The 25,516-nt window shown below is 66.6% G+C and carries 22 protein-coding genes; 14 read left to right on the forward strand and 8 right to left on the reverse strand.

Features of this window, described 5'->3' with window-relative positions:
* The first annotated feature begins 84 nt into the window (after positions 1 to 84).
* Complete coding sequence (locus Q8M13_RS09120; RefSeq protein WP_305299532.1) at positions 85 to 732, forward strand: OmpW family protein; 648 nt, start codon at positions 85 to 87, stop codon at positions 730 to 732.
* On the opposite strand, the gene Q8M13_RS09125 is transcribed toward Q8M13_RS09120, so the two are convergent.
* Positions 729 to 1,286: a hypothetical protein gene (locus tag Q8M13_RS09125; RefSeq protein ID WP_305299533.1), complete on the reverse strand. Its 558-nt coding sequence runs from the start codon at positions 1,284 to 1,286 to the stop codon at positions 729 to 731. The genes Q8M13_RS09120 and Q8M13_RS09125 overlap by 4 nt on opposite strands.
* Before the next feature lie 142 nt (positions 1,287 to 1,428).
* Between Q8M13_RS09125 and Q8M13_RS09130 the strand changes: the two genes are divergently transcribed.
* Together Q8M13_RS09130 and Q8M13_RS09135 are read left to right on the forward strand one after the other, a co-directional pair.
* Entirely contained in the window at positions 1,429 to 2,553 is a 1,125-nt protein-coding gene (locus tag Q8M13_RS09130) for an acyl-CoA dehydrogenase family protein (RefSeq protein WP_305299535.1), read from the forward strand.
* Between the two features lie 14 nt (positions 2,554 to 2,567).
* On the forward strand, positions 2,568 to 3,794 hold the full coding sequence (locus tag Q8M13_RS09135) for an acyl-CoA dehydrogenase family protein (RefSeq protein WP_305299536.1): 1,227 nt from the start codon (positions 2,568 to 2,570) through the stop codon (positions 3,792 to 3,794).
* Here the strand turns inward: Q8M13_RS09135 and Q8M13_RS09140 are convergent.
* Both Q8M13_RS09140 and Q8M13_RS09145 read right to left on the reverse strand, forming a co-directional pair.
* On the reverse strand, positions 3,791 to 5,011 hold the full coding sequence (locus tag Q8M13_RS09140; protein ID WP_305299537.1) for a glycosyltransferase: 1,221 nt from the start codon (positions 5,009 to 5,011) through the stop codon (positions 3,791 to 3,793). The two genes, Q8M13_RS09135 and Q8M13_RS09140, sit on opposite strands and share 4 nt — an antisense overlap.
* 108 nt (positions 5,012 to 5,119) lie before the next feature.
* Positions 5,120 to 6,904, reverse strand: coding sequence for a VWA domain-containing protein (locus Q8M13_RS09145; RefSeq protein ID WP_305299539.1), 1,785 nt, complete (start codon positions 6,902 to 6,904; stop codon positions 5,120 to 5,122).
* A 142-nt stretch (positions 6,905 to 7,046) separates the two neighbouring features.
* Here Q8M13_RS09145 and Q8M13_RS09150 point away from each other — a divergent pair, with 142 nt between their 5' ends.
* Entirely contained in the window at positions 7,047 to 7,982 is a 936-nt protein-coding gene (locus tag Q8M13_RS09150; protein ID WP_305299541.1) for a zinc-dependent alcohol dehydrogenase family protein, read from the forward strand.
* Positions 7,983 to 8,039: 57 nt separating this feature from the next.
* Here the strand turns inward: Q8M13_RS09150 and Q8M13_RS09155 are convergent, their stop codons facing one another.
* The gene (locus tag Q8M13_RS09155; protein ID WP_305299543.1) at positions 8,040 to 8,222 is read right to left on the reverse strand and encodes a CsbD family protein; all 183 of its coding nucleotides are present in this window, start codon (positions 8,220 to 8,222) and stop codon (positions 8,040 to 8,042) included.
* A gap of 254 nt (positions 8,223 to 8,476) precedes the next feature.
* Here Q8M13_RS09155 and ettA point away from each other — a divergent pair, with 254 nt between their 5' ends.
* Positions 8,477 to 10,144, forward strand: coding sequence for an energy-dependent translational throttle protein EttA (gene ettA, locus Q8M13_RS09160; protein ID WP_305299544.1), 1,668 nt, complete (start codon positions 8,477 to 8,479; stop codon positions 10,142 to 10,144).
* Positions 10,145 to 10,273: 129 nt separating this feature from the next.
* Here ettA and ygiD read toward each other — a convergent pair whose 3' ends face one another.
* From ygiD to Q8M13_RS09175, 3 genes are read right to left on the reverse strand one after another with little or no spacing between them, the layout of a single operon-like run.
* On the reverse strand, positions 10,274 to 11,065 hold the full coding sequence (ygiD, locus tag Q8M13_RS09165) for a 4,5-DOPA dioxygenase extradiol (RefSeq protein ID WP_305299546.1): 792 nt from the start codon (positions 11,063 to 11,065) through the stop codon (positions 10,274 to 10,276).
* A 34-nt stretch (positions 11,066 to 11,099) separates the two neighbouring features.
* Positions 11,100 to 12,323, reverse strand: coding sequence for an MFS transporter (locus Q8M13_RS09170; RefSeq protein WP_305299548.1), 1,224 nt, complete (start codon positions 12,321 to 12,323; stop codon positions 11,100 to 11,102).
* Positions 12,320 to 12,832, reverse strand: a complete 513-nt coding sequence (locus tag Q8M13_RS09175) for a hypothetical protein (protein WP_305299549.1) — start codon at positions 12,830 to 12,832, stop codon at positions 12,320 to 12,322. Before Q8M13_RS09175 ends, Q8M13_RS09170 begins: the two co-directional genes overlap by 4 nt.
* 51 nt (positions 12,833 to 12,883) lie before the next feature.
* Between Q8M13_RS09175 and Q8M13_RS09180 the strand changes: the two genes are divergently transcribed.
* Together Q8M13_RS09180 and Q8M13_RS09185 are read left to right on the forward strand one after the other, a co-directional pair.
* The gene (locus Q8M13_RS09180) at positions 12,884 to 13,825 is read left to right on the forward strand and encodes a 2-hydroxyacid dehydrogenase (protein ID WP_305299551.1); all 942 of its coding nucleotides are present in this window, start codon (positions 12,884 to 12,886) and stop codon (positions 13,823 to 13,825) included.
* Positions 13,826 to 14,019: 194 nt separating this feature from the next.
* Entirely contained in the window at positions 14,020 to 15,726 is a 1,707-nt protein-coding gene (locus Q8M13_RS09185) for an MFS transporter (protein ID WP_305299552.1), read from the forward strand.
* Here the strand turns inward: Q8M13_RS09185 and Q8M13_RS09190 are convergent.
* Complete coding sequence (locus tag Q8M13_RS09190) at positions 15,723 to 19,280, reverse strand: autotransporter domain-containing protein (protein WP_305299553.1); 3,558 nt, start codon at positions 19,278 to 19,280, stop codon at positions 15,723 to 15,725. The two genes, Q8M13_RS09185 and Q8M13_RS09190, sit on opposite strands and share 4 nt — an antisense overlap.
* A gap of 433 nt (positions 19,281 to 19,713) precedes the next feature.
* Here Q8M13_RS09190 and minC point away from each other — a divergent pair, with 433 nt between their 5' ends.
* From minC to Q8M13_RS09225, 7 genes are all read left to right on the forward strand, one after another.
* Positions 19,714 to 20,448, forward strand: a complete 735-nt coding sequence (minC, locus tag Q8M13_RS09195) for a septum site-determining protein MinC (protein WP_305299555.1) — start codon at positions 19,714 to 19,716, stop codon at positions 20,446 to 20,448.
* 32 nt (positions 20,449 to 20,480) lie between these two features.
* Positions 20,481 to 21,302, forward strand: coding sequence for a septum site-determining protein MinD (gene minD, locus Q8M13_RS09200; RefSeq protein ID WP_305299557.1), 822 nt, complete (start codon positions 20,481 to 20,483; stop codon positions 21,300 to 21,302).
* A complete protein-coding gene (gene minE / locus Q8M13_RS09205) occupies positions 21,299 to 21,562 on the forward strand; it encodes a cell division topological specificity factor MinE (RefSeq protein ID WP_305299559.1) in 264 nt (87 codons plus the stop codon). The genes minD and minE overlap by 4 nt, the downstream gene beginning before the upstream one ends.
* A 110-nt stretch (positions 21,563 to 21,672) precedes the next feature.
* On the forward strand, positions 21,673 to 22,644 hold the full coding sequence (locus tag Q8M13_RS09210) for a metalloregulator ArsR/SmtB family transcription factor (protein ID WP_305299561.1): 972 nt from the start codon (positions 21,673 to 21,675) through the stop codon (positions 22,642 to 22,644).
* Positions 22,641 to 23,573, forward strand: a complete 933-nt coding sequence (metF, locus tag Q8M13_RS09215; RefSeq protein ID WP_305299563.1) for a methylenetetrahydrofolate reductase [NAD(P)H] — start codon at positions 22,641 to 22,643, stop codon at positions 23,571 to 23,573. The genes Q8M13_RS09210 and metF overlap by 4 nt, the downstream gene beginning before the upstream one ends.
* A gap of 32 nt (positions 23,574 to 23,605) precedes the next feature.
* Complete coding sequence (gene bla, locus Q8M13_RS09220; protein ID WP_370869999.1) at positions 23,606 to 24,430, forward strand: subclass B3 metallo-beta-lactamase; 825 nt, start codon at positions 23,606 to 23,608, stop codon at positions 24,428 to 24,430.
* Entirely contained in the window at positions 24,427 to 25,488 is a 1,062-nt protein-coding gene (locus Q8M13_RS09225; RefSeq protein ID WP_305299567.1) for a homocysteine S-methyltransferase family protein, read from the forward strand. The genes bla and Q8M13_RS09225 overlap by 4 nt, the downstream gene beginning before the upstream one ends.
* Positions 25,489 to 25,516 lie beyond the last annotated feature (28 nt).

Genomic DNA, 25,516 nt, shown 5'->3' on the forward strand with positions numbered 1-25,516 from the left:
TGAGGTCCATCAAAGCCGAGCTTCGGTTTTGGCGCGATGTCCCCGTCGCGGCTCGATAGCCACACAAAAGATGGGGATAATAAGATGACCACCACCCGCTTCGCCCTGGCGCTCGGCGCCACCCTGCTCCTGGCCGGAACCGCCCAGGCGCAGGATTTCAAGCCAAAGGAGCAGGGGCTCCTGATGCTGAACGTGCGCGTCAGCGGCGTCCTGACCGACGCCAGCGATCCGATCACCACTTCGGCCGGCGCAGATACGGGTCTGCGCGCCAAGGTTGGCGACGATGTGATGCCGACGATCGGCCTGACCTACTTCCTGACCGACCACATTGCGGTCGAAGCGATCGCTGGTACGACCAAGCACACGGTGAAGGCGACAGGCCCGGCCACCGACGTCACCGTCCATGAGAGCTGGGTGCTCCCGCCGGTGGTTTCGCTGCAATACCACTTCGCACCGCAAGCCAAGGTCAGCCCCTATGTCGGCGCCGGCCTGAACTACATGATCTTCTACAGCGGCAAGGACAAGAACGGCTTCGACGTCGATATCGACAATGGCTTTGGCTACGCGCTGCAGGCCGGTGTCGATGTGGCGGTGCAGGGGCCGTGGAGCGCCAATGTCGACGTCAAGAAAGTGTTCTTCGACACCGACGCCAGCATCAACGGCGGGGCGCTGAAGTCGAAGGTGAAGCTCGATCCATGGGTGGTCTCCGCCGGCTTCGGCTACAAGTTCTAGGCCGTCTCCGGCTTGGCTTGGCCGGCGGCGGGCGTTTCGTCCAGCAGCCGGCTCAGCTTGGCCATGTCTTCGGCGATGCGTTGCAGTTCGGGCGGCGCATCGCCAGCGCTTTCGTCGACCAACTCCACCACCCTTCGCGACAGCGCCAGCAAGTGCGGGGCGCTGGCGATCAACCGGGCTTGAAACTCGATCTTGTAGGGGTCGCGATCATACTCGGCCCCAGGTACGCGCCAGCCGCCCCAGTCGTTGGGATCGGTCACCACGACCGGGTAGCTGCCGGGGTAGGGGTGGTGGCTGGAATCTTCCTCGGCCTGCCACTTGTTGCGCGCCCGCAGCAGCCGCCAGGCCGGGCCGCCGCTCGCAGGCGCCGCGCCGCCCTGTTCAGCTCGCAGCTCGGTCGCCTGGAAGTCGCGACCCAGGCCGACGTCGTAGGTGACCTTGACCGGCTCATCGAAGCCCTTGGCCCAGACCGGAACGATCTTCTCCACCGTGGCCCAGACCCCGACGCTCTCGACCCAGACCTTCTGGTTCCGCTGGAATATCGCCTTGGCCATACGCGCCCTCGCCCCCTGGGTGTAGTGGCCCATAAGACGCTGAAATTCTTGACGCGGGGTCAATCTTTCCCTGGTGCGCCGTGAGCGTATGTTGCTGGGCAAGGAATATTGAAACCGGCCGAAAACGGCGGAATGGGCGGAAATGAATTTCGATTTTTCAGACGATCAGAAATTTCTGAAAAGCGAGGCGCGCAAGTTCCTCGAGGCTAATTGCCCAACGACCAGCGCCCGCAAGGTGCTGGAGGAGGACGGCAAGGCCTTTGACGAGGGCCTGTGGAAGTCTGTGGCCGGTCAAGGCTGGCTGGGCGCGGCCATCCCCGAGGAGCACGGCGGCCTTGGTCTCGGGCACCTGGAGCTCTGCGTGATCGCCGAGGAGCTGGGCCGTTCAGTCGCGCCGATCCCGTTCGCCTCGACCGTCTACTTCCTGGCTGAAGCTATCATGCTGGCCGGGACGGCTGAGCAGAAAGCCGACCTGCTGCCGAAGATCGCCGCGGGCGAAGTCATCGGCGCCGTCGCGACCTCGGAAGGTCCCGGCGTGGTGACGGCTGGAAACCTGCAAGCCACGGTGACCGACGGCAAGCTGAACGGGACGAAGATCCCGGTGACCGACGGCGACATCGCCAATGTCGCCCTGGTGCTGGCGAATGAAAACGGCAAGGCGGGCCTCTACATCGTCGATATGGCCGACGCCTCGGTGACGAAAGAGGCGGTGAAGACCCTCGACCCGAGCCGAGACGCCGCCAAACTGATCTTCAAGAATACGCCGGTCCGCCGGCTCGGGGCGGCGGGCGAAGGCTTCGAACTGGTGGAGCGGATCTTCGATCGGGCCGCCGTGCTGCTCTCCTTCGAACAGACCGGCGGCGCCGATCGCTGCCTGGAGATGGCCAAGGAATATGCGCTCGAACGCTACGCCTTTGGCCGGGTCATCGCCTCCTATCAGGCGATCAAGCACAAGCTCGCCAACATGTACGTGAAGAACGAGCTGGCGCGGTCCAACGCCTATTACGGCGCCTGGGCGCTCAACACCGACGCGCCGGAACTCCCCGTGGCGGCCAGCGCCGCGCGGATCGCCGCTTCGGAAGCCTTCTGGTTCGCTTCGAAGGAAAACATCCAGACCCACGGCGGCATCGGCTTCACCTGGGAAATGGATTGCCACCTCTTCTATCGCCGTTCGCGGCAACTCAGCCTCGTGGCCGGTGCGCCGCGGGTCTGGAAGGAGCGCCTCGTCAGCCACCTCGAGCGCCGCAATGCGGCGGCGGCAGCCTGAGCAGGACATAGGTCATGGATTTCAACGACACCCCCGAAGAAGCCGCCTATCGCAGCCAAGTCCGCACGTGGCTTGAGACCAATGCGCCGAAGAAGCGCGATGGCTCCGATCCCGAAGGCGGCGACAGCATGGCCGCCTCCAAGGCCTGGCAGGCCAAGAAGGCTGCCGCTGGCTATGCCTGCATCACCTGGCCCAAGGAGTGGGGCGGGCAAGGTGGGACGCCGGTCCAGAACGTGATCTTCGGCCAGGAAGAGGCCAAGTATCCGATCCCGCCTAATCCCTTCCAGATCGGCCTGGGCATGTGCGTGCCGACGGTCATGACCTTTGCCGACGACGAGACCAAGAAACGCTTTGTCGGCCCAGCCCTGCGCGGCGAGGAAATCTGGTCACAGCTCTTCTCCGAACCGTCCGGCGGCTCCGACGTCGCCGCCTCACGCACCAAGGCCGAGCGCGTCCCCGACGGATCTGGCGATTGGCTGATCAACGGCCAGAAGGTGTGGACGACGGGCGCCCAGTTCTCCGACTATGGAATTGTAATCGTTAGAACAAATCCGGATGTGCCGAAGCACAAGGGCCTGACCATGTTCTGGTTGGACCTGAAGGATCCGGGGGTCGAGGTGAAGCCGATCCACCAGATGTCCGGCGGTTCGGGGTTCAACGAGGTGTTCTTCACCAACGTGCGGGTGAAGGACAGCCAGCGGCTCGGCGCCGAGGGCGAGGGCTGGAAGGTCAGCCTGGTCACCCTGATGAACGAGCGGCTGGCCGTCGGCGGGGCGACCGGGGCGGGCTGGAGTCAGTTCCTGGAAACCGCGCGCAACACCCCTGGCCTCGACGGCGCCTCGGCGCTGCAGGATCAGGCGGTGCGCGAGAAGCTGGCCGACTGGTACGTCCAGGCAGAGGGACTGAAGCACACCCGCAACCGCACCATGACGGCGCTGTCGCGCGGCCAAACGCCGGGACCCGAAAGCTCTATCGGTAAGATCGTCTCGGCGGTCCAGATGCAGGAGCTGGCCAACACAGCCATCGAGATGCTCGATCAGTACGGCATCATCAACGACAGCGATCTAGCCCCGCAGGACGCGGCCTTCCACTGGTCGTTGATGTTCGCGCCGGGTCTGCGGATCGCCGGGGGCACCGACGAGATATTGCGCAACATCATCGCTGAACGCGTGCTTGGCCTGCCCGGCGATATCCGGGTGGACAAGGACGTGGCCTTCAAAGACATGCCGACGGGCCGCTAGGCCCGCATGGGCGTCGGCGCCACCGAGGAGCGACCGACGACGAGCTCGCCATAGATCCGGGTCAGGCCTTCGAAGGTCGTGTCCCAGCTATGGCGCTGCTCGGCCCGGCGACGGGCGGCGATCTTGATCGGGGTTTGTTCGCGCGCGAACAGCGCCTCAATCGCTTCGGCCATCCCGGCCGGATCCACGGTCGTCGCCTGTTGACCAACGCGGTCGTCGATCAACTCGGAAATCCCCCCGCGCGAAGGGCCGACCACGGGCACCCCGGCGGCGAGGGCCTCCAGCACGACAAGGCCGAAGGGCTCGTTCTCGTTGGCGTGGACCAGGGCGTCGCAGCTGGCGATCAAGGCCGCCAGCTTCAACGGATCGCGCTCGTAGCCCATGGGGATGACGCGCGGTGAGTAGTGGGCGTCCTTGCCGGCGCCGACCAGCAACAGGTGGTAGGGGGCGCCCAGCCGCTCGACGGCGCAGATCAAGCTCTCAATGTTCTTCTCGCGAGCCGGACGACCGGCGAACACCAGTAGCTTGGCGTCGGCTGGCAGGCCCAGCCGGCGCTTCAGCTTCATCCCATCGGCGCGATCAGGGTGGAAGAGGTCGGTATCGACGCCCAGCATCTGCACGCTGACCTTCTCGACGCCGGCTTCTGCCAAGCGGTTGGCGATGTGGCGGCTTGGGGCGACCACGCGGTCAAAGCGGGTGAAGATCGCCGCCCAGTGCTTCATGGCGGGCGCCTCGGCCCAATCGCCGAAGTGTAGGGCGGCCAGGGCGGCGGCGTCGGTATGGCAGAAGCCGACCACCGGGACCCCCAAGACCTCGCCAGCGTCTAGCGCCGCGTGGCCGGGCACGAACATGTCGCCCGCCTCAATGATGTCGGGCTCCAGCATCCGCAGGACGGTTTCCCATTTCGTCGTGGAAGCAGGCATGCGGTAGCCGTCGCCGAACGGCAGACGAGTGGCTGCGACGCTGACCACGCCCGGCGCGGCCAGGCCGGTCGTCGCCCCGGGCACCACGAGGGTGTGGGCGATATCCGGGCGACGCTTGATCAGCCATTCGCGTTTCTGATGAAGGTAGCGCTTCACCCCGCCAGACCGGGGCGCGTACATCATGGTGGTGTCGATCAGGTGGAAACCAACACGGCCCGGAGCGCCAAAATGGGGCGCTTCTGAAGGGTCGAGTCGGATCAGATTCTCAGAGTGCGCATCGGTGACGTCGAACACGCGCCGCCTCCCTCACATTAGGACATAGCGACTAACGAACGCCGGGCGGTTTGGTTCTGGCCTGTAGAGGGAGGGCGTAAAAAAGAATCCCGCCCTCCGCGCTCGCGCCTAGTCTCCCTGCGACTTGGTTTCGCCAGCGGCGCGGACCAGCTGCACGAACTCGGCGCGCAGGCCGTATGGATCCTCGCCGCGCGCGCCTTGGGCGAGATCGGTGACCTGCGTCCAGCCGAAGCTGGGGTCTATGCGCGGGTCGTTCTTCAGCATCTGGCCGAAGGCGGCGACCGAGAGCGCCCATCGCGCCGCTTCGGGCGCGGACTGGACGCTGGGATAGATGTCCCTTCCGCCGATGGGCCGCTCGATCAGTTTCGAGGTTGTCTGGCCCGGCAGCTTGTAGCGAATCTTCAGGTAGGCGAGCTCGCCGGCCGGCGCCGGCGCGCTGGGTTTGCGAGGGCCGTAACGCAACGGATCGCTGGAGGCGGGCGCGCCCGCCGGGGTGATCTCGTAGAGCGCCGTGACGGAGGCGCCCGACCCCACCTCGCCAGCGTCGACCTGGTCGTTGTTGAAGTCCTCGCGCGCCAGCAAACGCGTCTCATAGCCGATCAGCCTGTATTCGGTGACCGTCGCGGGATTGAACTCGACCTGGATCTTCACGTCGTCGGCGATGGGGAACAGCGAGCTGGCGAAGTCCTCGCGGAACAGCTTCCGGGCCTCGTTCAGGGTGTCGATATAGGCCGCCGTCCCGTTTCCGTTCTGGGCCAGGGTCTGCATCATGACGTCGTTATAGTTGCCGCGCCCGAAGCCGTAGACCGACAGATAGACGCCGTCCTTGCGCTTGTCGGCGACGACGTCCTTGAGCTTGGCCGGATCGGCGACGCCGACATTGAAGTCGCCGTCGGTCAGCAGGATCACCCGGTTCACCGCCCCCCGATCAAAGTTCTGGCGGGCGAGGTCATAGGCCAAGGTCAGGCCCTGGCCACCCGCGGTGGAGCCTCCTGCCCTCAGGGACTGCAGCGCACATCGCACCTTCAGCTTGCTGCGGCCGTCGGTCGGCGCGAGCACCGCGCCGGCTGATCCGGCATAGGCGACAATGGCCACGCGGTCCTGCGGCCGAAGCTGATCCACCAGCAGGTTCAGCGCCTTGGTCGCCAAGGGCAGACGATCTTGGCTCCACATCGAGCCTGAGGTGTCGACCAGGAAGACCAGGTTCAGCGGTGGCTGCTTTGACTGCGGCATGTCGTAGCCTTGCAGGCCGATCTGTACGATCTGGCGCTCGCTCGACCACGGCGACGGGGTCACCGCGACAAACGATTGGAACGGCGAGGACCGATCAGCCGGCTTGGCGTAGCCGTAGTCGAAATAGTTCACGAGCTCCTCGACCCGCACGGCGTCCGAGGGCGGCCGGCGGCCGTCGTTGAGGAAGCGGCGCACATTGGCGTAGGAGGCGGTGTCGACATCGACCGAGAAGGTCGAGACCGGCTCTTCGGCGACCCGCTTGATCGCATTCGCGACTGCGCCGCGATAGCGCTCGGTCTCCATCGTGCGCCGCGCGCCGCTCAACACCATCTGCGACTGCGGCGGTGCGGGAGACGCAATACGTTTCTCCACTCGATTGGCGACCGGCGGCACCGGCAGTGGCGGGATCGTGGGCAGGGCCATTTGCGGTGAAGGCGGCGGAGGCGGGGCCATCGAGTAGATCGGGCCGCCGGCCGGACGACCGCGCGGCGATCCGGGATAGCCGCCGCTTGCGGCCGGAGCGAAGCCGAGCGCCTCGCACGCCGCCGGCGTCGGTTCGCCGTCGCGGACCACCGGCGCGGCCATGGGCGCCGATGGAACGGCGACCAAGCCCGCCATGGTCACGATCGATACGCTACGCGACATCTTCGATAACGACATGCGATCCGTCCTCCGGTTGTTCAAGGCAAAGCTTAGCGCGCGCGGTGAGGCGAAAACTCGGCGCGATCTAGGCCGGGTTGTGTGCGGCCATGACTCATCGCAAGGCCCTGGCGATCACCCCGCGCGAACTTGAGGTCGGCACGTGCTCAATGACGCTCTTTGGTATCGCCGGTTTGGTCAGCCCGCCGAGGCCTTGACGCTGGAGGCCGCGACGCTGCCCGACCTCTCGCCGGGCGCGGTTCGCGTGCGCATGACGGCGGCGCCGGTCAATCCTTCGGACCTGATTCCGATCACCGGCGCCTATAGCCACCGGATCCAGCCGCCGCTGGTCGCCGGATACGAGGGGGTCGGGACGGTGGTCTCGGCCGAAGGGGCGGAGGCGGCGCTCATCGGGCGTCGGGTTTTGCCACTACGCGGCGCGGGAACCTGGCAGCGCTATGTCGACTGCGACCCGGCCTGGATGGTCCCGGCGCCGGACGATGTCGACACCGGGCTGGCCGCGCGTGGCTACATCAATCCGTTGGCGGCGATGCTGATGCTGCGCCGGTGGCCCGTCCGGGACAGGCGGGTGCTGGTGACGGCGGCCGGTTCGAGCTGCGCCAATCTGCTGGGCCAGTGGGCGCTGGGCGCGGGCGCGAGCGAGGTCATCGGGATTTACCGCTCGCCTCAGCACCATGAGTGGCTGCTCCGATTGGGCGTCACGCCGGTCGCTATGTCAGGCGATGTCGAAGCAGCCGCTTCGCGCGTCGATGTGGCGTTCGACGCCGTCGGCGGAACGCTCGCCACCCGGATCCTGGCTGCGATGGCGCCTGCGGGCGACTTCGTGTCCTACGGCCTGCTGTCAGGACAGGGCTTCGCGCGGTCAGCTCATGGGCCGCCGCCGCAACGCTTCCATCTGCGAGACCGCCTGGAAGACGTGTCGCTGGCTGTTTGGCGGGGCTGGTTTGACGACCTGTGGCCACTACTCGGACAGGCCTGGCTGCCGGAAGCGCGGTATTTCGCGCTGGCGGAGTGGCGCGAGGCGCTGGCGTTGTTCGAGACCTCGGGGCGTCAGGTCAAACCGATGCTGGCGCTTTAGGCATGAGAAAGGCCGCGCCGGTGACGGCGCGGCCTCTTCAATCGCGGTTTGGCGCCGCTACTTCTTCAGCGCATCGCGTGCGGCGTCCTTCAGATCGCCGACGCCCTTCTGGATCTTGCCGGCTACCTTTTCGGCGGCGCCCTCGGCTTCGAGGCGTTCGTTGCCGGTGACCTTGCCGGTGGCTTCCTTGATCGAGCCGGTGGCTTCCTTGGTCGCGCCTTTGACGGTGTCCTTGTGCATGCTGGTGCTCCTACTTGTTTGAGGCGCCGGGGGGAGGCGCGCCTCTGAGCGGGTAACTACGCGCGGGACCATCGAGTGTTCCGGGCTCAGCGAGTTGAATTTGGTTCCGCCACGAGAGCGCTGGGCGGGCGTTTTTTCCATGCTGGGGCGCGCTCTTGGCGGTCACGCGGCCACGCCGCATTGCGCCAAGCCCCCGCGACGGCTATCTCCGTCCGCGAATTCCCGTCTTTTCGAAGAGCGAGCGCGGACGCCTCATGGCGCAGCAGTACATTTTCCAGATGCAGGGCCTGACCAAGGCCTATCCCGGCGGCAAGAAGGTGTTCGAGAACATCTGGCTGTCGTTCTACTCCGACGCCAAGATTGGCGTGGTCGGGGTCAACGGCTCGGGTAAGTCCACCCTGCTGAAGATCATCGCCGGGCTCGACACCGAGTTCAACGGCGAGGCCAAGGCGGCCGACGGCGTGAAGATGGGCTACCTGGAGCAGGAGCCGCAGCTCGACGAGCAGCTCAACGTCTGGGGCAACGTCATCTCGTGGTGCGAAGAAAAGAAGATCTTCGATCGCTACAACGAGGTCGCCAACAAGCTGGGCGAGGACTACTCCGACGAGCTGATGGAGGAGATGACCGCCCTCCAGGAAAAGATCGACGCCGGTGACCTGTGGGACATCGACAGCCGTATCGAAATGGCGATGGACGCCCTGCGCTGCCCGCCGAACGATTGGCCGGTAGACAAGCTGTCAGGCGGTGAAAAGCGCCGGATCGCGCTGGCCCGCCTGCTGCTGTCCAAGCCCGACATGCTGTTGCTCGACGAACCGACCAACCACCTGGACGCCGAGTCCGTGGCCTGGCTGCAGCATCACCTGGAAGCTTTCCCGGGCTGCGTCATCCTCGTCACCCACGATCGTTACTTCCTGGACCAGGTCACGAAGTGGACCCTGGAACTCGATCGCGGCAAGGGCATCCCCTACGAGGGCAACTATTCCGGCTGGCTGGAACAGAAGACCAAGCGCGTCGTCCAGGAGCAGTCGGAGTCCGAGGCCCGCCAGCGCGCCATGACCCGCGAACTGGAATGGGTGCGTTCGGGCGCCAAGGCCCGTCAGGCCAAGTCCAAGGCCCGTCTGGCCGCCTATGACGAAATGGTGCGCGAGCAGGAGAACGCTCGCGGCGCCCAGACCAGCGCGACCATCCAGATCCCGCCGGGCCCGCGTCTGGGCAGCGTGGTGCTGGAAGTCGAGAACCTGGAAAAGGCGTTCGGCGACAAGGTTCTGTTCAAGGGCCTGTCGTTCAAGCTGCCGCCGAACGGCATCGTCGGCGTCATCGGCCCGAACGGCGCCGGCAAGTCGACGCTGTTCAAGCTGATCACCGGCCAGGAGACTCCGGACTCCGGGACATTCCGCCTCGGCGAGACGGTGAAGCTGGCCTATGTCGACCAGAGCCGCGACGCGCTCGATCCGAATAAAACCGTCTGGCAGGAGGTCTCCCAGGGCCTCGACGTGCTGACCGTCGGCAAGCGCGAGATCAACACGCGCTCGTACGTGGGCTCGTTCAACTTCCGGGGCGGTGACCAGCAGAAGAAGGTCGGGCAGCTTTCGGGTGGTGAGCGCAACCGCGTCCACCTGGCCAAGACGCTGACCGAGGGCGGCAACGTCATCCTCCTCGACGAACCGACCAACGACCTCGACATCGAGACCTTGCAGAACCTGGAAGAGGCGCTGGAAGAGTTCGCGGGCTGCGCGGTGGTGATCTCCCACGACCGCTGGTTCCTGGACCGCCTGGCGACCCACATCCTGGCCTTCGAAGGCGACAGCCACGTCGAGTGGTTCGAGGGTAACTTCGAGGCCTACGAAGAAGACAAGAAGCGCCGCCTGGGCTCTGACAGCCTGATCCCGCACCGGATTAAGTTCCAGAAGTTCACGCGCTAAGGGCTAGATGCTCCCCCTCTGGGGGAGCTCCCGGCTATGGCCGGGTGAGGGGGGCTTTGCCTTCGTCACCAAGCCCCCTCCGTCGCGCTTCGCGCGCCACCTCCCCCAGTGGGGGAGGATCTGGGCGGCCTAGCTGGGCCGCCCGATCACTACGCCGGTCATGCTGATGGCGCCCAGTTCGATGGCGTCGTTGAAGAAAGTGACCTCATCGTCCTGACCCTGCGCGCCCAGCACATAGAGCAGCGGCAGGTAGTGCTCGTCCGTCGGGATCGAGAGTTGGGCGTCCTGGCCCAGGCTCATCCAGTCGACCAACTGTCCGTGGTCGTTGGCGGCGATCAGCGATTTCACCGTCTCATTGAACCGGTCGGCCCAGTCGAAGGGCTCGGGACTCTGCGCCCTTATGGCCAGGCGCAGGTTGTGGACCCAGTCGCCAGATCCCAGGATCAGAACGCCCTCGTCGCGAAGTTCGGCGAGCTTGCGGCCAAGCTCATAATGGACGCTGGGCGGCTGGCGCAGGTCAATGGCCAGTTGCAGCACTGGAATGTCGGCCGCGGGGAACATGTGCATCAGCACCGACCAGGCGCCGTGGTCCAGGCCCCAGTCATGGTCGTGGCGGACGCTAGTCGGGGACAATAGGTCCGTGACCCTCTCGGCCAGCCAAGTGTCGCCAGGCGCCGGATAGGCGATGTCGTAGAGCGGCTTTGGGAAGCCGTAGAAGTCGTGGATGGTCCGCGGGGCGCTCATCGCCGTGACCGCGGTCTCCTCCACGTACCAGTGGGCCGAAATGCAGAGGATCGCCTTGGGCCGGGGCAGGGAGGCGCCGAGCGCGCGCCAGGCGTCGGCATAGTCTCCACCCAGGGCGTTCATCGGGCTGCCGTGACCGACGAAAATGGCCGGCATGTGGGGGACGCGTTCGCTCATGATGGACCTCAGATCGGTAGAGCGTGGCTGTTCGTCAATCGGCTGGGGCGTTTTCGCGCAGATCGCGCAGCGGCGACAGGACGGCGATCAGGGCTGGGATCAAGAAGCCCAGAGCGGCGATCAGCAGCGCCGCACGCGGTCCGATCGCCTGGCCGAGCAGGCCACCGCCCAGCGCGCCGATCACGGACATAGCCCCGGCCGAGGCGTGGAAGGCCCCGGCGACGCGGCCGAGCACCGCTTGCGGCAGCAGGGTCTGACGCAGGCTCGCGGTCAGGACGCCGCCGGCCACGGCAAAGGCGTCGCCGATCACTTGCGAGACGATCAAGGCCGCAAGGCCCGCCACAGGCGCGGCCGGCGCGAACGGCGTGATCAGTACGGCGAGCGCTGCGCCAGCAATCGCGACGATGATCGCGCGTCCTTGGCCCAGACGGTGTGAAAGCCGGGGGGCGATGACGGCGCCGGCCAGAGCGCCAACTCCGCCCGCGCCGATGGCGAGGCCGAGCATGGCGGGGGTGAGGCCCAGAGTGCGCACGGCGAACAGCACGTAGAGCGCGCTGAATACGCCGCCGAACAGGCCCTGCGCGGCCGTCATCAGCAGCAGCGGACGCATGTGGGGGTCGGACCAGGCCAGGCGAAAGCCCTGGGTGACATCGCGCGTCCAATGGTCCGGCGGTGATTCAGCAGGCGCCGCCTCCGGGTTTCGGATGGTTGCGAGGAAGCCGGCTGACACCAGGTAGGTGACCGCGTTGGCGGCGACTGCGATGGGTGCGCTCAGCCATTGGAACAGTAGGCCGGCCAGGGCAGGGCCGCCGACCTCGGCCACGGACTCGGTCGCGGCCAGCCGTGAATTGCCTTCGACGAGCTCGGCCTTGCCGATGATGCTGGGCAGGTAGCTGTGGCTGGCGATGTCGAACACGACGCTGGCGGCGGCGACCAAGGCGGCGGCCGCGAGCACTTGCGGCAGGGTCAGGACGCCCAGCCCAGCGGAGATGGGAATGGTGATCAACACGGCGGCGCGCAACAGGTCGGCGCCGATCAGCAGCGGCCGGCGGCGATGGCGGTCGATGAGGCCGCCTGTCGCCAGCGCCGCCGCCAACGCCGCGCCGCTGGCCACCGCGGCCAGGACGCCCAGCGTCGCGGCGCTCGCGCCGAGCGTCGTCACCGCCATGATCGGCAGTCCCTCCCGCGTGATCCGAGCGCCGAAGGCCGAGACGGTTTGGGCGGCCCAGAGCTTTCTGAAGGTGGAGGGCAGGCTCATCGGCCCGCCTGGCGCAAGAACGCGGCCACCTCGAGATCGCCCCGCAGCCGGTGGACCGGTTTGCTCGGCGCCTGGTGGGCCAGGATGTGCTCGATGTTGCGTCGGGCGATCCGATCGAAGGTCCAGATGAAGTTCAGGGTCTCGCTATCCAGGCTGTCGCGGCAGCCGGCGGGGAGGTCGGGGCGGTTGCGCCCGCGCCGATCTATGCTGCGCCAGGCTGCGCGGGCCAGCGAGCGCCAGCGCGGCTGCTCGATCCAAAGGATGGTGTCGGCGCGCGGCAGGCTGAGGTCGCCGATCAGGCCCAGGAAATTCCCGTCAACGATCCACGCGTCGCCAGCCACCGCCTGGGTCACGCGTTGCCGAAAGACCTCCGAGACTCCGGGTTTCCAGCCGGGTTCGTAGAAGAGGACGTCGAGGTGGATCACTGGCAGGTCCAGCTTGGCGCCGAGTTTTCGCGCGAGGGTGGACTTGCCGGACCCTGAATTGCCGAGGATCACGATGCGGCGCATGACGTCCTCCCTCCACCGTGGCTATAGGAGAGCCAGAGTTCGGAGAACCCCATGATCGCGTCGTCCAAGCCCGTCGTCCTGCTTTCCCACCAGATGCTGTCGCCGATGCAACAGGCTCTGGAGGCGCAGGGATACGAGGTCGCGCGGCGCTGGGAACTGACGCCGCAGCAGGCGGCCGAGGTTCGAGTGATCATTCAGGCGGGTGAAATCCCGCTGCCGGCAGCCTTCCTGGAAGGTCTGCCCAAGCTCGGCCTGATCGCCTGCGTCAGCGTCGGCTATGACGGGGTCGACGTGCCGTGGTGCCGGGCGCGTGGGGTGGAAGTGACCCACGCTCACGGCCTGAACGCCGAGGATGTGGCCGACCACGCCATCGGCCTGATGATCGCCGGCTGGCGCAACATCGTCGTCGGTGACGCCGCGGTGCGCGGCGGCTCCTGGGCGGAGGGCGAGCGGATGGGCGCGCGGCCCGGCCTGCGCGGCCGCAAGCTGGGCGTGATGGGCTTGGGCTCCATCGGCGAGGCGGTGGCGGTTCGCGGTGAGGCCTTTGGCATGGAGATCGCCTGGTGGGGACCGCGCGAAAAGGCCGGCGCTCGCTGGCCGCGCACCGAGACGCTGCTGAAGCTGGCGACCGACAGCGATGTGCTGGTCGTGGCCTGCCGCGCCGACGAGACCAATCGAAAGATGGTCGACCAGGCGGTGATTGAGGCGGTCGGCCCGCGCGGCATGATCGTCAATGTCGCCCGCGGCTCGATCATCGACGAGGACGCGCTGATCGCCGCGCTGAAGGATGGGCGGCTGGGCCGCGCGGGGCTCGACGTCTTCGAGACCGAGCCGACTCCAGCCGCGCGCTGGAAAGACGTCCCCGGCGCGGTCCTAACCCCGCATTCGGCCGGCGCCACCTCGGACTCGGTCGTTCGCATGATCGGCCAGGCATTGGAGAACGTGCGGCTGTTCCTGGCCGGCGAACCGGTGATGAGTCCGGTTTCAGTGTAACCCTCTGGGTGTTTCCTGGGAGGACGCTGGTCATCGACTTCGCCTATGACGGCGGCGGCACGGGCAAGGCGCGCGTCGGCGCAGTGACGGTGGAGGTCGCGCTTCGACCTTGAAGCGGCGCGCGGCGCGGCGTCTGATAGCCGGGGGCTTCAGCTTTCCGACGTCGCACAACAGCCGAGGATCAGACGGTCCAGATGAAATCGCCCGATCAACCGTCAAGCTCGACGACCTCGGCGGTTGATCCCGGCGCTCAATCCACCAATCCGTCGCTGCTGGCGTCGCTGAACAGTCCGATCTTTCGCGCTGTCTGGATCGCCAGCCTGGCGTCGAATTTCGGTGGTCTGATCCAGTCCGTCGGCGCGTCCTGGATGATGACCTCGATCGGGTCGGCGGGAATGGTCGCCCTGGTGCAGGCCTCGGTCACCCTCCCCATCATGCTGCTGTCGTTGCCGGCGGGCGCGCTGGCCGACACCTTCGACCGGCGCAAAATGATGCTGGCGGCCCAGGTCTTCATGCTGGTGGTGTCCGTCACCCTGAGCCTCTTCGCCTGGGCCGGATGGATCACGCCTTGGGTGCTGCTGGTCTTCACCTTCCTGATCGGGTGCGGGGCGGCGATGAACGGCCCGGCCTGGCAGGCCTCGGTAGGCGAGATGGTGCCACGCCGCGACCTGGCTGGCGCGGTGGCGCTCAACTCCATGGGCTTCAACCTGGCCCGCAGCGTCGGACCGGCCGTGGGCGGCATGATCGTGGCCGCCGCCGGGGCCGCGGCCGCCTTTACCGTCAACGCCTTCACCTACACCGGACTGATCTTCGTTCTGGCGCGGTGGAAGCCGGAACGTCCGGCCCGGACCTTGCCGCGCGAGGGGCTGGGCGTGGCGATGCGGACAGGCCTGCGATACGTCGCCATGTCCGGCCGGATCGGTTCGGTGCTGCTGCGCGCCCTGGTGTTCGGCTTTGCGGCCAGTGCGGTCCAGGCGCTGATGCCGCTGGTCGCGCGCGACACGATGGGTGGCGGTCCGCAGGTCTTTGGCCTGCTGCTGGGAGCCTTCGGCGCCGGAGCCGTGGGCGGGGCGGTAGCCAGCACCCGGCTGCGCGCCCGCATGTCCAACGAACTGATTGTCCGCTGGTCCTGCCTGATCTTCGGCGTCGCCACCATCGCCCTGGCGTTCAGTTCCTGGCTGGCGGCCGGCATGGCGGCCCTGGTCTTCGCCGGCGGCGCATGGGTGCTGGCCCTATCGACTTTCAATGTCACGGTGCAGATGTCAGCCCCTCGCTGGGTGGTGGCGCGGGCCTTGGCCCTCTACCAGATGGCTGCGTTCGGCGGCATGGCGTTGGGTAGTTGGACCTGGGGGATGGTCGCCGAGCGCGAGGGGCTTTTGCTGACTCTCTGCGCGGCTGGGGCCGCCCAACTCCTCTGCGCCCTGATCGGCCTGCGCGCGCCGCTGTCATCCACCTCGGGCCTGAATCTCGACCTCATCGGCTCCTGGACTGAGCCCGACCTGGCGGTGTCGATCCAGCCTCGCAGCGGCCCGATCGTGATCACCATCGAGTACCTTATCGACGAGGTGGATATCGACGAATTCCTGGCCGCCATGGTCGACCGCCGGCGCATCCGCCGCCGCGACGGGGCGCGCCACTGGACGCTGTTGCGCGATCTGTCCGACCCGCGGCTGTGGATCGAGCGCTACCATACCGCAACCTGGCTCGACTATGTGCGCCACAACCAGCGGATCACTGAAGCCGATCGCGACATCACCGATCATGTCCGCGCCCTGCACCGGGGTCCTGAGCGCCCGCGCGTACGCCGCATGATCGAGCGCCCGACTAGGGCCGCGGCCATGGAGCCGCTGACCGATCAGGAAATGGCCGAAACCCTCACCGACCCCACCAGGGCGGCCTAGTTGCGGCCCGGCTTGCCGCGATAGGTGACGCTTAGGCCATACCCGTTGCTCTCGGACTTCGATCCATCCTCGCGGCGATAGCTCAGCGATAGCAACCAGCCGGCGGGGAGGTCGATGTCCAGCCCCGCGCCCAGGACCCAGGCGTCGTCGTTGAAGCTGCTAAGCGAGAGGATGTAGTCGCTGGTCGCGGGATTCAGCACGTAGTTCATGGCTTGGTCGCCGCTGTTCTGCACCGCGGCCCGGTATTCGAGCAGTGCGAAAGGCCGGATCCCAGTCTCGCCGTGCTTGAAATTCCGGCCGGCCTCCAACCCGAACGCCATGCTCGAGTTGTCGATCGTCTGCTCGCGATAGGCCACGTCCAGGACGCCCAGCCCGCGCTCGCGATAGGCCTCCAGCGTAGTGCGGCTCGCATCGAGGCGGCCGTAGCCGGTCAGGACGCCGCGCGCGCCGCGTTCCTCGTAGCCGAGCGTCAGCGAGCCGAACCATTGGTCCCCACTGCGTTTGGCGCTGGCCAGGGCGCCGGCTTCGGCGCTCCAGCGGGTCAGGTCGAAGTCGAGCCGTCCCCAGCCCACGAGGGCGTCGACAAATACATGCTCGTTTGCTCGCCACAGACCATAGCCCGAGACCGAGCCTTGGCTGCCGTCCATGCCCGACGGTGAGCCGTTGAAGTTGGTGTCGTTCCAGCCCAGGCCCGCCGCTGCGCCGACAATCAAGGTCTCGCCGACCCGCCGATCGAGCCCGACGCTCACGCCCTCGCTGCGCACGTCGAACCCGGCGAAACCGTCGCCGCCGCGGCGTTCGTCGAAGATCAGCGCCCCGGCGGTCCACACGCCCCAGCCAGGCGGCAAGCCCGCACCGTCCAGGTTCAGGGCGCCAGTCGGGACGCTCATGTCGCGGCCCGTCACGCTCTGAAGATTGAAGGTCACGCCGCTGCTGGAGGCGTTGGCCCCCTCGGCGCTGCGCAACTGGCGCAGGCGCGACTGCACATTGGCCTGCTGGGCGGCGGCGAAACGCACCGCGGCGTCCACCTGGGCCTGGCCGGCGGCGGTGACGGTCGAGTCCTTGGTCGGGTTGGGTCGCGCTGTCACGGTCAAGGCCAAGCTGACGCTGGCGGAGGCATAGTCGCCTTGGGCGGCCTGGCGGGCGGTCAGCGTCGCTGTCCCCGGCCCAACCAAGGTCACCGTACGGCCGCTGACCTGCGCCACGGCAGGATCGCTGCTGGCGAACGTGAAGTCGCCCTTGCTGTCGCTTGTTGGATCAGCAAGCTCAAAGGCGGGATCGCCGATGGTCTTGGTCTGGTCGCCGCTCCACGTAAGGGTCGGTGTCGCCACGGCGATGCGGACGTCGATCTTCACGGTGGGCGCATCAAGATAGCTGACATCTCCCGCCTGGTCGGCGGTGATCGTGCAAAGACCCGTCGCCAGCATGGTCACTGTCGAACCGCTGATCGAACAGACCCCGGCGCTGCTCGGGGCGATGGCGAACACCAGCGGGCTGGATGAACCGCCGCCGGCCGCGCTGACGCCGAAGGTTCCGCCGGGCTTGAACACCGGCGCCCCCGGATTGACTGCCAGCCCCGAAATCGCCTGGGCGGTCTGAGTCGGCGTCGAAGGCGTAGGTCCTACTGGCGTCGCAGGCGGCGAGCCGGCGGACGGGGAACTGGTCAGTGGGCCGTTCAACGCCTGGATCGTGAAGCTGTATGCGACGCCGTTGCTCAGACCCGCGAACACGCAGGGCGACGCCGTGCAGGTTGTGGTCAGCCCGCCAGGGTTTGCGGTGAGGCGATAGCCGGTGATCCCGCCTCCGGTGAAGGTCGGCGGGGTAAAGGCGACGGTCGCCTGGCCGTCGCCTGGCGTGACCCCATTGATCGTAGGCGTTCCTGGGATGACGGCGTTGACGGTGAAGCTGCGGCTGACCTGCTGGGCCGGCAGGTAAGAGCCGTTCCCCGCCTGGTCGGCGTTGATGGTGCAGGTCCCCGCCGTGACGAAGGTCAGGGCGCCCATGCTGGTGATCGTGCAGACGCTGGTCGTGCTCGAGGTGAACAACGGCGTCAGGCCGGAATCCGCTGTCGCCGTGAAGGTCGGGGTCGTGCCGAAATTTTGCGCGCCAGGCGCGGCAAAGGTGATGGTCTGAGTGGCCGCCGGCGTGATCGAGTTCGACGCCGGCGACGCCGAGCCTGTCCCCGCCGCGTTGGTCGCGGTGACGGTGAAGGTATAGGCGATGCCGTTGGTCAGGCCGGTCACGATGATCGACGAGCCAGCGCCGGCTGCAATTATGCCGTCCGGATTTGACGTCACGGTGTAGCCGGTGATCGTCGCCCCGCCTGTGAACACCGGCGAGGTGAAGGCGATGCTGGCCTGAGTATCGCCCGCCGTCGCCGTCGCCATCGTTGGCCCGCCGGGAACCACCGCTGCGATGGTGAAGGTCTGGCTGACCTGTGGAGCGGCCAAGAAGCTCATGTCTCCCGACTGATTGGCGTTGATGGTGCAGCTACCTGTCGCAACGAAGGTCAGCGCCCCGCCGCTGGTGATGGTGCAAACCCCCGTCGTGCTCGACGTGAAGCTCACGGGATAGCCGCCGCCTGCGCTGCTCGTCGCCGTCAGGGTCGGCGTCGTGCCGAAGTTTTGGGTGCCGGGATTGCCAAAGGTTATGCTCTGCGGGTGGGCCGGGGTGATGCTGTTGGACGCCGATGAGGCATCGCCCTCCCCCGCCGAGTTGGTCGCGGTGACGGTGAAGGTATAGGCGACGCCATTGGTCAGGCCCGTAACCGTGATCGGGGATGATGAACCGGTTGCTGTGGCTCCGCCGGGACTGGCCGTTACCGTATAGCCACTGGCGATGATCGAGGCCCCGCCGGTGGATGACGGCGCTGTGAATGTGACCGTCGCCTCGGTGTCGCCTGCCGTCGCTGTGCCGATCGTCGGCGCGCCCGGTGTGATCGCGTTCACGGTGAAGGTCTGGGTGACCGTCGTCGCGGCGTTCCAGGCGGTGGCGCCGGCCTGGTCGGCGTCGATGGTGCAGGAGCCTGCGGTGACGAAGGTCAGGGTTCCGCCGCTGGTGACTGTGCAGACCCCGGTCGTGCTGGACGAAAACGTCGGCGTCAGGCTCGAGGTAGCCGTCGCAGAAAGGGTCGGGCTGGTCCCGAAGTTCTGTGCGCCGGGATTGGCGAAGGTGAGGGTCTGATTGCCCTTCGGCGTAGCGCCGTTTGAGGCGCTGGAAGCTGGGCCGGTCCCGTCGCCATTCGTCGCGGTCACAGTGAAGGCGTAGCTCGTGCCGTTGGTCAGGCCGGTGACCGTGGCCGTGCAGGCAGCGGGCCCCGCGCAGGTCCCAAACGCCCCGCCAGGGCTGGCGGTGGCGATATAGGTGGTGATGGCCGAGCCACCGTTGGAGACCGGTGGGGTGAAGGTGACGGATACTTGGCCGTCGCCGGCGGTCGCGGTTCCAATCGTGGGCGCGTCAGGCGCAGCGGCGAAGGCGGGCCCTGCGACCAGCAGGGATCCTAAGACGGCGAACGCCGCGCCAATGCGCCGAACGCGCGCGTATCGTACCGTCATCCTGGATCTCGCAACCTTGAGGCGAAGGAGCATCTCTAAGTTGCCAAAGTGCAAATGAACTAGATGAACGACGGTCAGCGACCGAACTAACTGTGCACAACCGCGACGAAGGCCGAATCTCGTTGAGATTGTGAACTTAACCGGCCCAAAATTGGCCCAGGTTGGGATGAAAAGAAGGTCCCCACGCTGGGGCACGGCCTTCTTCCGCAGCACGAACCGGACCGCAGCTTCTCGTTGCCGGACCGGGCGGCCTGCAATCCAACCCTAGCAAGCAGACAATCAGAATCCGGTCGTGCGCTGTCCGCGTACGGCGACAGTTCGTCGGCTCCGACGAGGCTGGGCGGGTTCAATTCCGACGGAGGTTCACGGCCCATGGCTGATTTGCTCGCCCCACGCCAGGGTCTCCAGAAGACGTCCTCGATGGTGCTTGGCCATGGCTGTTGAGACGCTGGCCGCGCCGCATGTGACCTTGCGGGGGCGGACCTTCATGGCGCTGGTCGTGGCGCCGGAATTTCCGATGGCCGAGTGGTTTTCGGCTTTCGACCAGCAGATGCACGGGGCGGGCGGCTTCTTCATCGACCGGCCGATCGTCGCCGACCTGGGCGCGACCTTGGAGGAGGGCGGGCCCGATGCGGTCTTCATCGTTCTTGAGGGACTCGAGGCGCGTCAGCTTCGACTGATCGGCGTCGAGGGCGTCGATCCGGTCCTGCTCGCCGGTACGCGCTGGGAACGGTTGCCCAAGACGCTTCACGGAAGGGTGCAGACGCTGGAGACCTGGGCCGACCTACATGCCGCCCCCCACGACGAGCCGTCGCCGGCGCCGGTCGCCGCGCCGAGCGTCTCCTCTTTGTTGATCGATCGACCCGTGCGCTCTGGCCAGTCGATCGTCTTCGAGGACGGCGACATCACGATCATCGGACCGGTCGCCTCGGGCGCCGAGGTGATCGCGGGGGGCTCCATTCACATTTACGGCGCGCTGCGCGGCCGGGCCATCGCGGGACTGCGGGCCGGCGACAGTGCGCGGATTTTCTGCCGGAAGCTGGAGGCCGAGCTGGTCGGCGTCGACCGCCTCTACCGGACAGCGGAGCACTGGGGCGAGGCGCTGCATGGGCGCTCGGTCCAGGTCATGTGTGATCGAGGCGCGCTGCGTCTGTCGGCGTTCGACTGAGTGGTTCTCGAAGTGAAGAAAGTGTGGGTCGCATGTCTAAGGTAATGGTCGTCACGTCGGGCAAGGGGGGCGTCGGTAAGACTACCTCATCGGCATCGCTCGGCGCGGCGCTGGCCCAGGCGGGCCAGAACGTCGTCGTGGTCGATTTCGATGTCGGGCTGCGCAATCTGGACCTAGTCATGGGCGCCGAGCGCCGGGTGGTCTTCGATCTGGTCAATGTGGTCCAGGGCGACGCCAAGCTGCCCCAGGCTCTGATCCGCGACAAGCGAGTGGAGACCCTCTACCTGCTGCCCGCCTCGCAAACCCGCGACAAGGACGCCCTGACCGAGGAGGGCGTTGGCCGCGTGATCGCTGAGCTACGCGAGCGCTTCGACTGGATCGTCTGCGACAGTCCGGCCGGGATCGAGAAGGGCGCGCAACTCGCCATGCGCTTCGCCGATATCGCCGTGGTTGTGACCAATCCGGAGGTTTCGTCGGTGCGAGATTCGGACCGCATCATCGGCATGCTTGATTCCAAGACCCTGCGGGCCGAGACCGGCGAGCGGCTGGAGAAGCACTTGCTGCTGACCCGTTACGACGCCGCGCGTGCGACGAAGGGCGAGATGATGAAGGTCGAGGACATTCTCGAGATCCTGGCCATCCCGTTGCTGGGGATCGTCGCTGAGAGCCCTGATGTCCTGACCGCCTCGAACGTCGGCTCGCCGGTGACGCTGCACAACCCGGCGTCCGCCGCCGCCCGATCCTACACGGACGCCGCCCGACGCCTGATGGGCGAGAGCGTCGCGATCAACACGCCGGCCGAAAAGCGCGGCCTGATGAGCCGGCTGTTTGGACGAAAGGCGACCGCGGCATGAGCATCCTGAATTTCTTCTCGCGAAACCGTTCGTCGGCGCCGGTGGCCAAGGACCGGTTACAGCTTCTGTTGGCTCACGAGCGAGTGCTGTCCGGGCGGCCGGACCTGGCTGCGGTGCTGCAAAAGGAAATCCTGGCGGTCATCGCCAAGCATATCCCCATCGACCAGGACAAGGTGGTGGTGAAGCTCGATCGCGGGGCCAAGGTCTCGACGCTGGAGATCGATATCGAGATGCCTGACGAGGTGATCGCCCAGGGTTGAGGCCGGCTTCGTAAGGGCAGGGCGGCGCGGCGGCCCCAGACGTGTTAGAACGCCCTTCGGCGCATCGGCTCCGCTTGACATAAAGACATAAAGATATCTTTATGTGGCCCATGACGTTGTCCACGGGTCAGGCGGTTGATGTGTTGCGCGCGGCGGGCGAGCCGACGCGGCTTCGTATCCTGGCGCTGCTGTCGCGTGAAGAGCTGGCGGTGCTGGAACTCTGCCGGGTTCTGGATCAGAGCCAGCCCCGCGTATCCCGACATCTGAAGTTGCTGGCAGAGGCCGGCCTGGTTGAGCGTTTTCCCGATGGTGCCTGGGTGTTCTACCGCCTGGCGGCCGTGGGCGACGCCCGGCGCCTGACCGACGAAGCCCTGAAAGTGATCGACCCTGCCGATCCGATCCTGTCGCGTGACGCCGAGAGGCTGCAGGCCGTGCGGGGTGAGCGTTCCACCGAGGCCGGCGAGTATTTTGCCCGCAACGCCGCGCGTTGGGACGAGATTCGCTCGCTCTATGTCTCCGAAACCGCGGTCGAGGACGCGATCCTGCAGGCCGCCGGCCCCGGGCCGTTTAAACGCTTGGTGGATTTGGGCTCGGGCACGGGCCGGATGCTCACCTTGCTGGGTCCCAATGCGGAGGCGGCGCTGGGGCTCGATCTTTCCCAGCAGATGCTCAACATCGCCCGCAGCCATGTGGCGGAGGCCGGCCTTGAGCGCTGCGAGCTGCGCCACGGCGACATCTTTGGCACCCGGCTCCCACCCCAAAGCGCCGACTTGGTTGTCGTCCACCAGGTGCTGCACTATCTGGCCGACCCTGCCGCCGCCGTGCGCGAGGCCGCGCGGCTGGTGGCTGAAGGCGGCCGTTTGCTGATCGTCGATTTCGCCCCTCACGCCCTGGAATTCTTGCGCGAGCAGCACCAGCATCGCCGGCTGGGCTTTTCCGAGCCGGAGATGGAGCGCTGGCTGAGCGAGGCCGGTCTTTCAAAGATCCGCGCTGCGGCCTTGCCACCCGAACGGGGCGAAGGCCTCACCGTCAAGATCTGGGTTGCTGAACGCGCCCGCCAACCGCAAAGGAGCGCCGCATGAGCCCTCATGAAACCGCGCTCGGACCCGTGGCTCGCGCCGGCGCTGGAACCGCGCCGCGTCCGTCCGTTTCGTTCGAGTTCTCGCCGCCAAAGACACCGGAGGCCGAGGCCAGCCTGTGGGAGGCGATCCGCCGGCTGGAGCCGCTGAACCCGTCCTTCGTCTCGGTGACCTATGGCGCGGGCGGCTCAACCCGCGATCGCACTCACCGCACCGTTGTGCGGATGTTGAAGGAAACCAGCCTGAAGCCGGCCGCGCACCTAACCTGCGTCGAGGCCTCCAAGGCCGAAGTCGATGAGGTGGTGCAGGCCTATTGGGATGCGGGCATCCGGCACATCGTCGCCCTGCGTGGCGATCCGCCTGGCAATATCGGGGGGGTCTATGTCCCCCGCGCCGACGGCTACCTGAACGCCACTGATTTGACGGCGGGCATCAAGGCTGTCGCCCCGTTCGAGGTAAGCGTCAGCCTCTATCCGCAGATCCACCCGGAAAGCCCGTCGATCGATCACGACATCGACGTGCTGAAGGCCAAGATCGACGCCGGCGCCACGCGCGCCATCACTCAGTTTTTCTACGATATCGACGCATACTTGTTCTTCATGGACAAGTTGCGGAAGGCGGGCGTGACCATTCCGGTGTCGCCGGGGATCATGCCGGTCTCTAACTACAAGGGCCTGAAGAAGATGGCCGGTCCCGTCGGCATCCCGTTGCCGGCCTGGCTCGCCAACCTGTTTGAGGGTCTGGACAAGGATCCGGAGACCCGCAAGCTGATCGCCTGCTCGGTTGCGACCGAGATGTGTGTGCGGCTGGCCGAGGAAGGCTATTCGGACTTCCATTTCTACACTCTGAACCGCGCCGACCTCGTCTATGCGATCTGCCGCGTGCTGGGCGTGCGGGAGAGCGATCCGCCTCCCGTGGAGGTCGCGGCGTGAAGCGCCTTGCCGTACTAGCCGCGCTTGTCGCCATGCCTGCCCAGGCCCAGGCCCAGAGCCCGGCGGCTTGGACGACCCCGACCGAGCCGTTCAAGATCGCCGGCAATCTTTACTACGTCGGGACAGCTGGGATCGGGGCCTATCTGATCACCACACCGCAGGGTCACATCCTTATCGACGGCGCCATGCCCGGCAGCGCCAAGGATATCGAGGCCAGCATAACCAAGCTCGGCTTCGCGCCGTCCGAGGTGAAGGTTTTGCTGAACACCCACGCTCACTTCGACCATGCCGGCGGCCTGGCCGAGCTGAAGCGCGACACCGGCGCCAAGCTGGCGGCCAGCGCCGGCGACAAGATCGCTCTGGAGACCGGGAAATACCCGGGCTCGGAAGAGGTGAAGGCCTTCGACTTCGCGCCGGTCAAGGTTGATCGCGCGCTGGAGGACGGTGAGAGGCTGAGCATGGGCGGCATAGCGCTCACCGCTCATCTGACCCCCGGGCACTCGGCGGGCTGCACCACCTGGACGTTCCCGGTGATGATCGAAGGAGTAAGCCGCCAAGCGATGATATATTGCAGCACCTCGGTGGCGGCTAACCGGCTGGTTTCGAAAACCAAGGGACCGCAGTATCCAGGCATCGTCGCCGACTACGAGCAGAGCTTCGCCAAGCTGAAGACCATGAAGGCCGACGTCTTTCTCGCCCCGCACGCCGAGCAATTCGGCATGACGGAAAAGCGGGCCGCCCTTGCCGCCGGCGGTCCCAATCCCTTTATCGACCCAGGGCTGCTGCAGAAGACCGTAGCCGCCAGCGAGAAGGCCTTCCGCGAGGAATTGGCCAAGCAGCAGGACGCCGCGAAATGACCCGCCAGGAACGCATCTCCGCCCTGAAGGCGATCTCCAAGGAGCGCGTGCTCATCCTCGACGGCTCCTGGGGGGTGATGATCCAGAAGCGCGGCCTGGTGGAGGCCGACTATCGTGGCGAACGGTTCGCCGATCACAAGCTGGAGCTGAAGGGCAACAACGACCTGCTCTGCATCACCCGGCCTGATATCATCTCGGATCTGCACGACCAGTATTTCGCAGCCGGCGCCGACATCTCCGAGACGAACACCTTCTCGGCGACCACTATCGCCCAGGCCGACTACGAGTGCGGCGACGCCGTCTACGACATCAACTTCGAGGGTGCGAAGTTGGCCCGCGCCTCGGCCGACGCCTGGACCTCCAAGGAGCCGCACAAGCCGCGCTTCGTCGCCGGCTCCATCGGGCCGCTGAACAAGATGCTGTCAATGTCTTCGGACGTGAACGACCCTGGCGCGCGGCTGGTGACGTTCGAGGAAGTCTATCAGGCCTATCGCGAGCAGATGATCGCCCTGCATGACGGCGGGGTGGACATGTATTTGATCGAGACCATCACCGACACGCTGAACTGCAAGGCCGCGATCAAGGCGATCCTCGACATGGAGGATGAAGGCTATGAGCCGCTGCCGATCTGGATCTCCGGCACCATCACCGACCGCTCGGGGCGCACGCTTTCGGGGCAGACCGTCGAGGCGTTCTGGAATTCGGTGAAGCACGCCAAGCCGTTCGCCATCGGTCTCAACTGCGCCCTCGGCGCCGACCTGATGCGGCCGCACATCGCCGACTTGTCGCGAGTCGCCGACACCCTGGTCTCGGCCTATCCGAACGCGGGGCTGCCCAACGCCATGGGCGAATATGACGAGCAGCCGCATGAAACCGGCCACCAACTGCACGAGTGGGCCAAGGACGGCATCGTCAACATCCTCGGCGGCTGCTGCGGCACGACGCCGGACCACATTCGGCACGTGGCCGACGCCGTGAAGGGTGTTAAGCCCCGCGCGATTCCGGAACGGCCGGTCGCCATGCGCCTCGCCGGCCTGGAACCGTTCGAGCTGGCCTGAGCCGGCCTCTCGACGGCCACTTCCACGA

It is taken from the genome of Phenylobacterium sp., from assembly GCF_030681155.1.
GTDB lineage: Bacteria > Pseudomonadota > Alphaproteobacteria > Caulobacterales > Caulobacteraceae > Phenylobacterium.

Bases quoted from the DNA above. Each gene is read 5' to 3' on its own strand.
- Q8M13_RS09120 (WP_305299532.1), top strand. From the start codon at position 85: ATGACCACCACCCGCTTCGCCCTGGCGCTCGGCGCCACCCTGCTCCTG.
- Q8M13_RS09125 (WP_305299533.1), bottom strand. From the start codon at position 1,286: ATGGCCAAGGCGATATTCCAGCGGAACCAGAAGGTCTGGGTCGAGAGC.
- Q8M13_RS09130 (WP_305299535.1), top strand. From the start codon at position 1,429: ATGAATTTCGATTTTTCAGACGATCAGAAATTTCTGAAAAGCGAGGCG.
- Q8M13_RS09135 (WP_305299536.1), top strand. From the start codon at position 2,568: ATGGATTTCAACGACACCCCCGAAGAAGCCGCCTATCGCAGCCAAGTC.
- Q8M13_RS09145 (WP_305299539.1), bottom strand. From the start codon at position 6,904: ATGTCGTTATCGAAGATGTCGCGTAGCGTATCGATCGTGACCATGGCG.
- Q8M13_RS09155 (WP_305299543.1), bottom strand. From the start codon at position 8,222: ATGCACAAGGACACCGTCAAAGGCGCGACCAAGGAAGCCACCGGCTCG.
- ettA (WP_305299544.1), top strand. From the start codon at position 8,477: ATGGCGCAGCAGTACATTTTCCAGATGCAGGGCCTGACCAAGGCCTAT.
- ygiD (WP_305299546.1), bottom strand. From the start codon at position 11,065: ATGAGCGAACGCGTCCCCCACATGCCGGCCATTTTCGTCGGTCACGGC.
- Q8M13_RS09170 (WP_305299548.1), bottom strand. From the start codon at position 12,323: ATGAGCCTGCCCTCCACCTTCAGAAAGCTCTGGGCCGCCCAAACCGTC.
- Q8M13_RS09175 (WP_305299549.1), bottom strand. From the start codon at position 12,832: ATGCGCCGCATCGTGATCCTCGGCAATTCAGGGTCCGGCAAGTCCACC.
- Q8M13_RS09180 (WP_305299551.1), top strand. From the start codon at position 12,884: ATGATCGCGTCGTCCAAGCCCGTCGTCCTGCTTTCCCACCAGATGCTG.
- Q8M13_RS09185 (WP_305299552.1), top strand. From the start codon at position 14,020: ATGAAATCGCCCGATCAACCGTCAAGCTCGACGACCTCGGCGGTTGAT.
- Q8M13_RS09190 (WP_305299553.1), bottom strand. From the start codon at position 19,280: ATGACGGTACGATACGCGCGCGTTCGGCGCATTGGCGCGGCGTTCGCC.
- minC (WP_305299555.1), top strand. From the start codon at position 19,714: ATGGCTGTTGAGACGCTGGCCGCGCCGCATGTGACCTTGCGGGGGCGG.
- minD (WP_305299557.1), top strand. From the start codon at position 20,481: ATGTCTAAGGTAATGGTCGTCACGTCGGGCAAGGGGGGCGTCGGTAAG.
- minE (WP_305299559.1), top strand. From the start codon at position 21,299: ATGAGCATCCTGAATTTCTTCTCGCGAAACCGTTCGTCGGCGCCGGTG.
- Q8M13_RS09210 (WP_305299561.1), top strand. From the start codon at position 21,673: ATGACGTTGTCCACGGGTCAGGCGGTTGATGTGTTGCGCGCGGCGGGC.
- metF (WP_305299563.1), top strand. From the start codon at position 22,641: ATGAGCCCTCATGAAACCGCGCTCGGACCCGTGGCTCGCGCCGGCGCT.
- bla (WP_370869999.1), top strand. From the start codon at position 23,606: ATGCCTGCCCAGGCCCAGGCCCAGAGCCCGGCGGCTTGGACGACCCCG.
- Q8M13_RS09225 (WP_305299567.1), top strand. From the start codon at position 24,427: ATGACCCGCCAGGAACGCATCTCCGCCCTGAAGGCGATCTCCAAGGAG.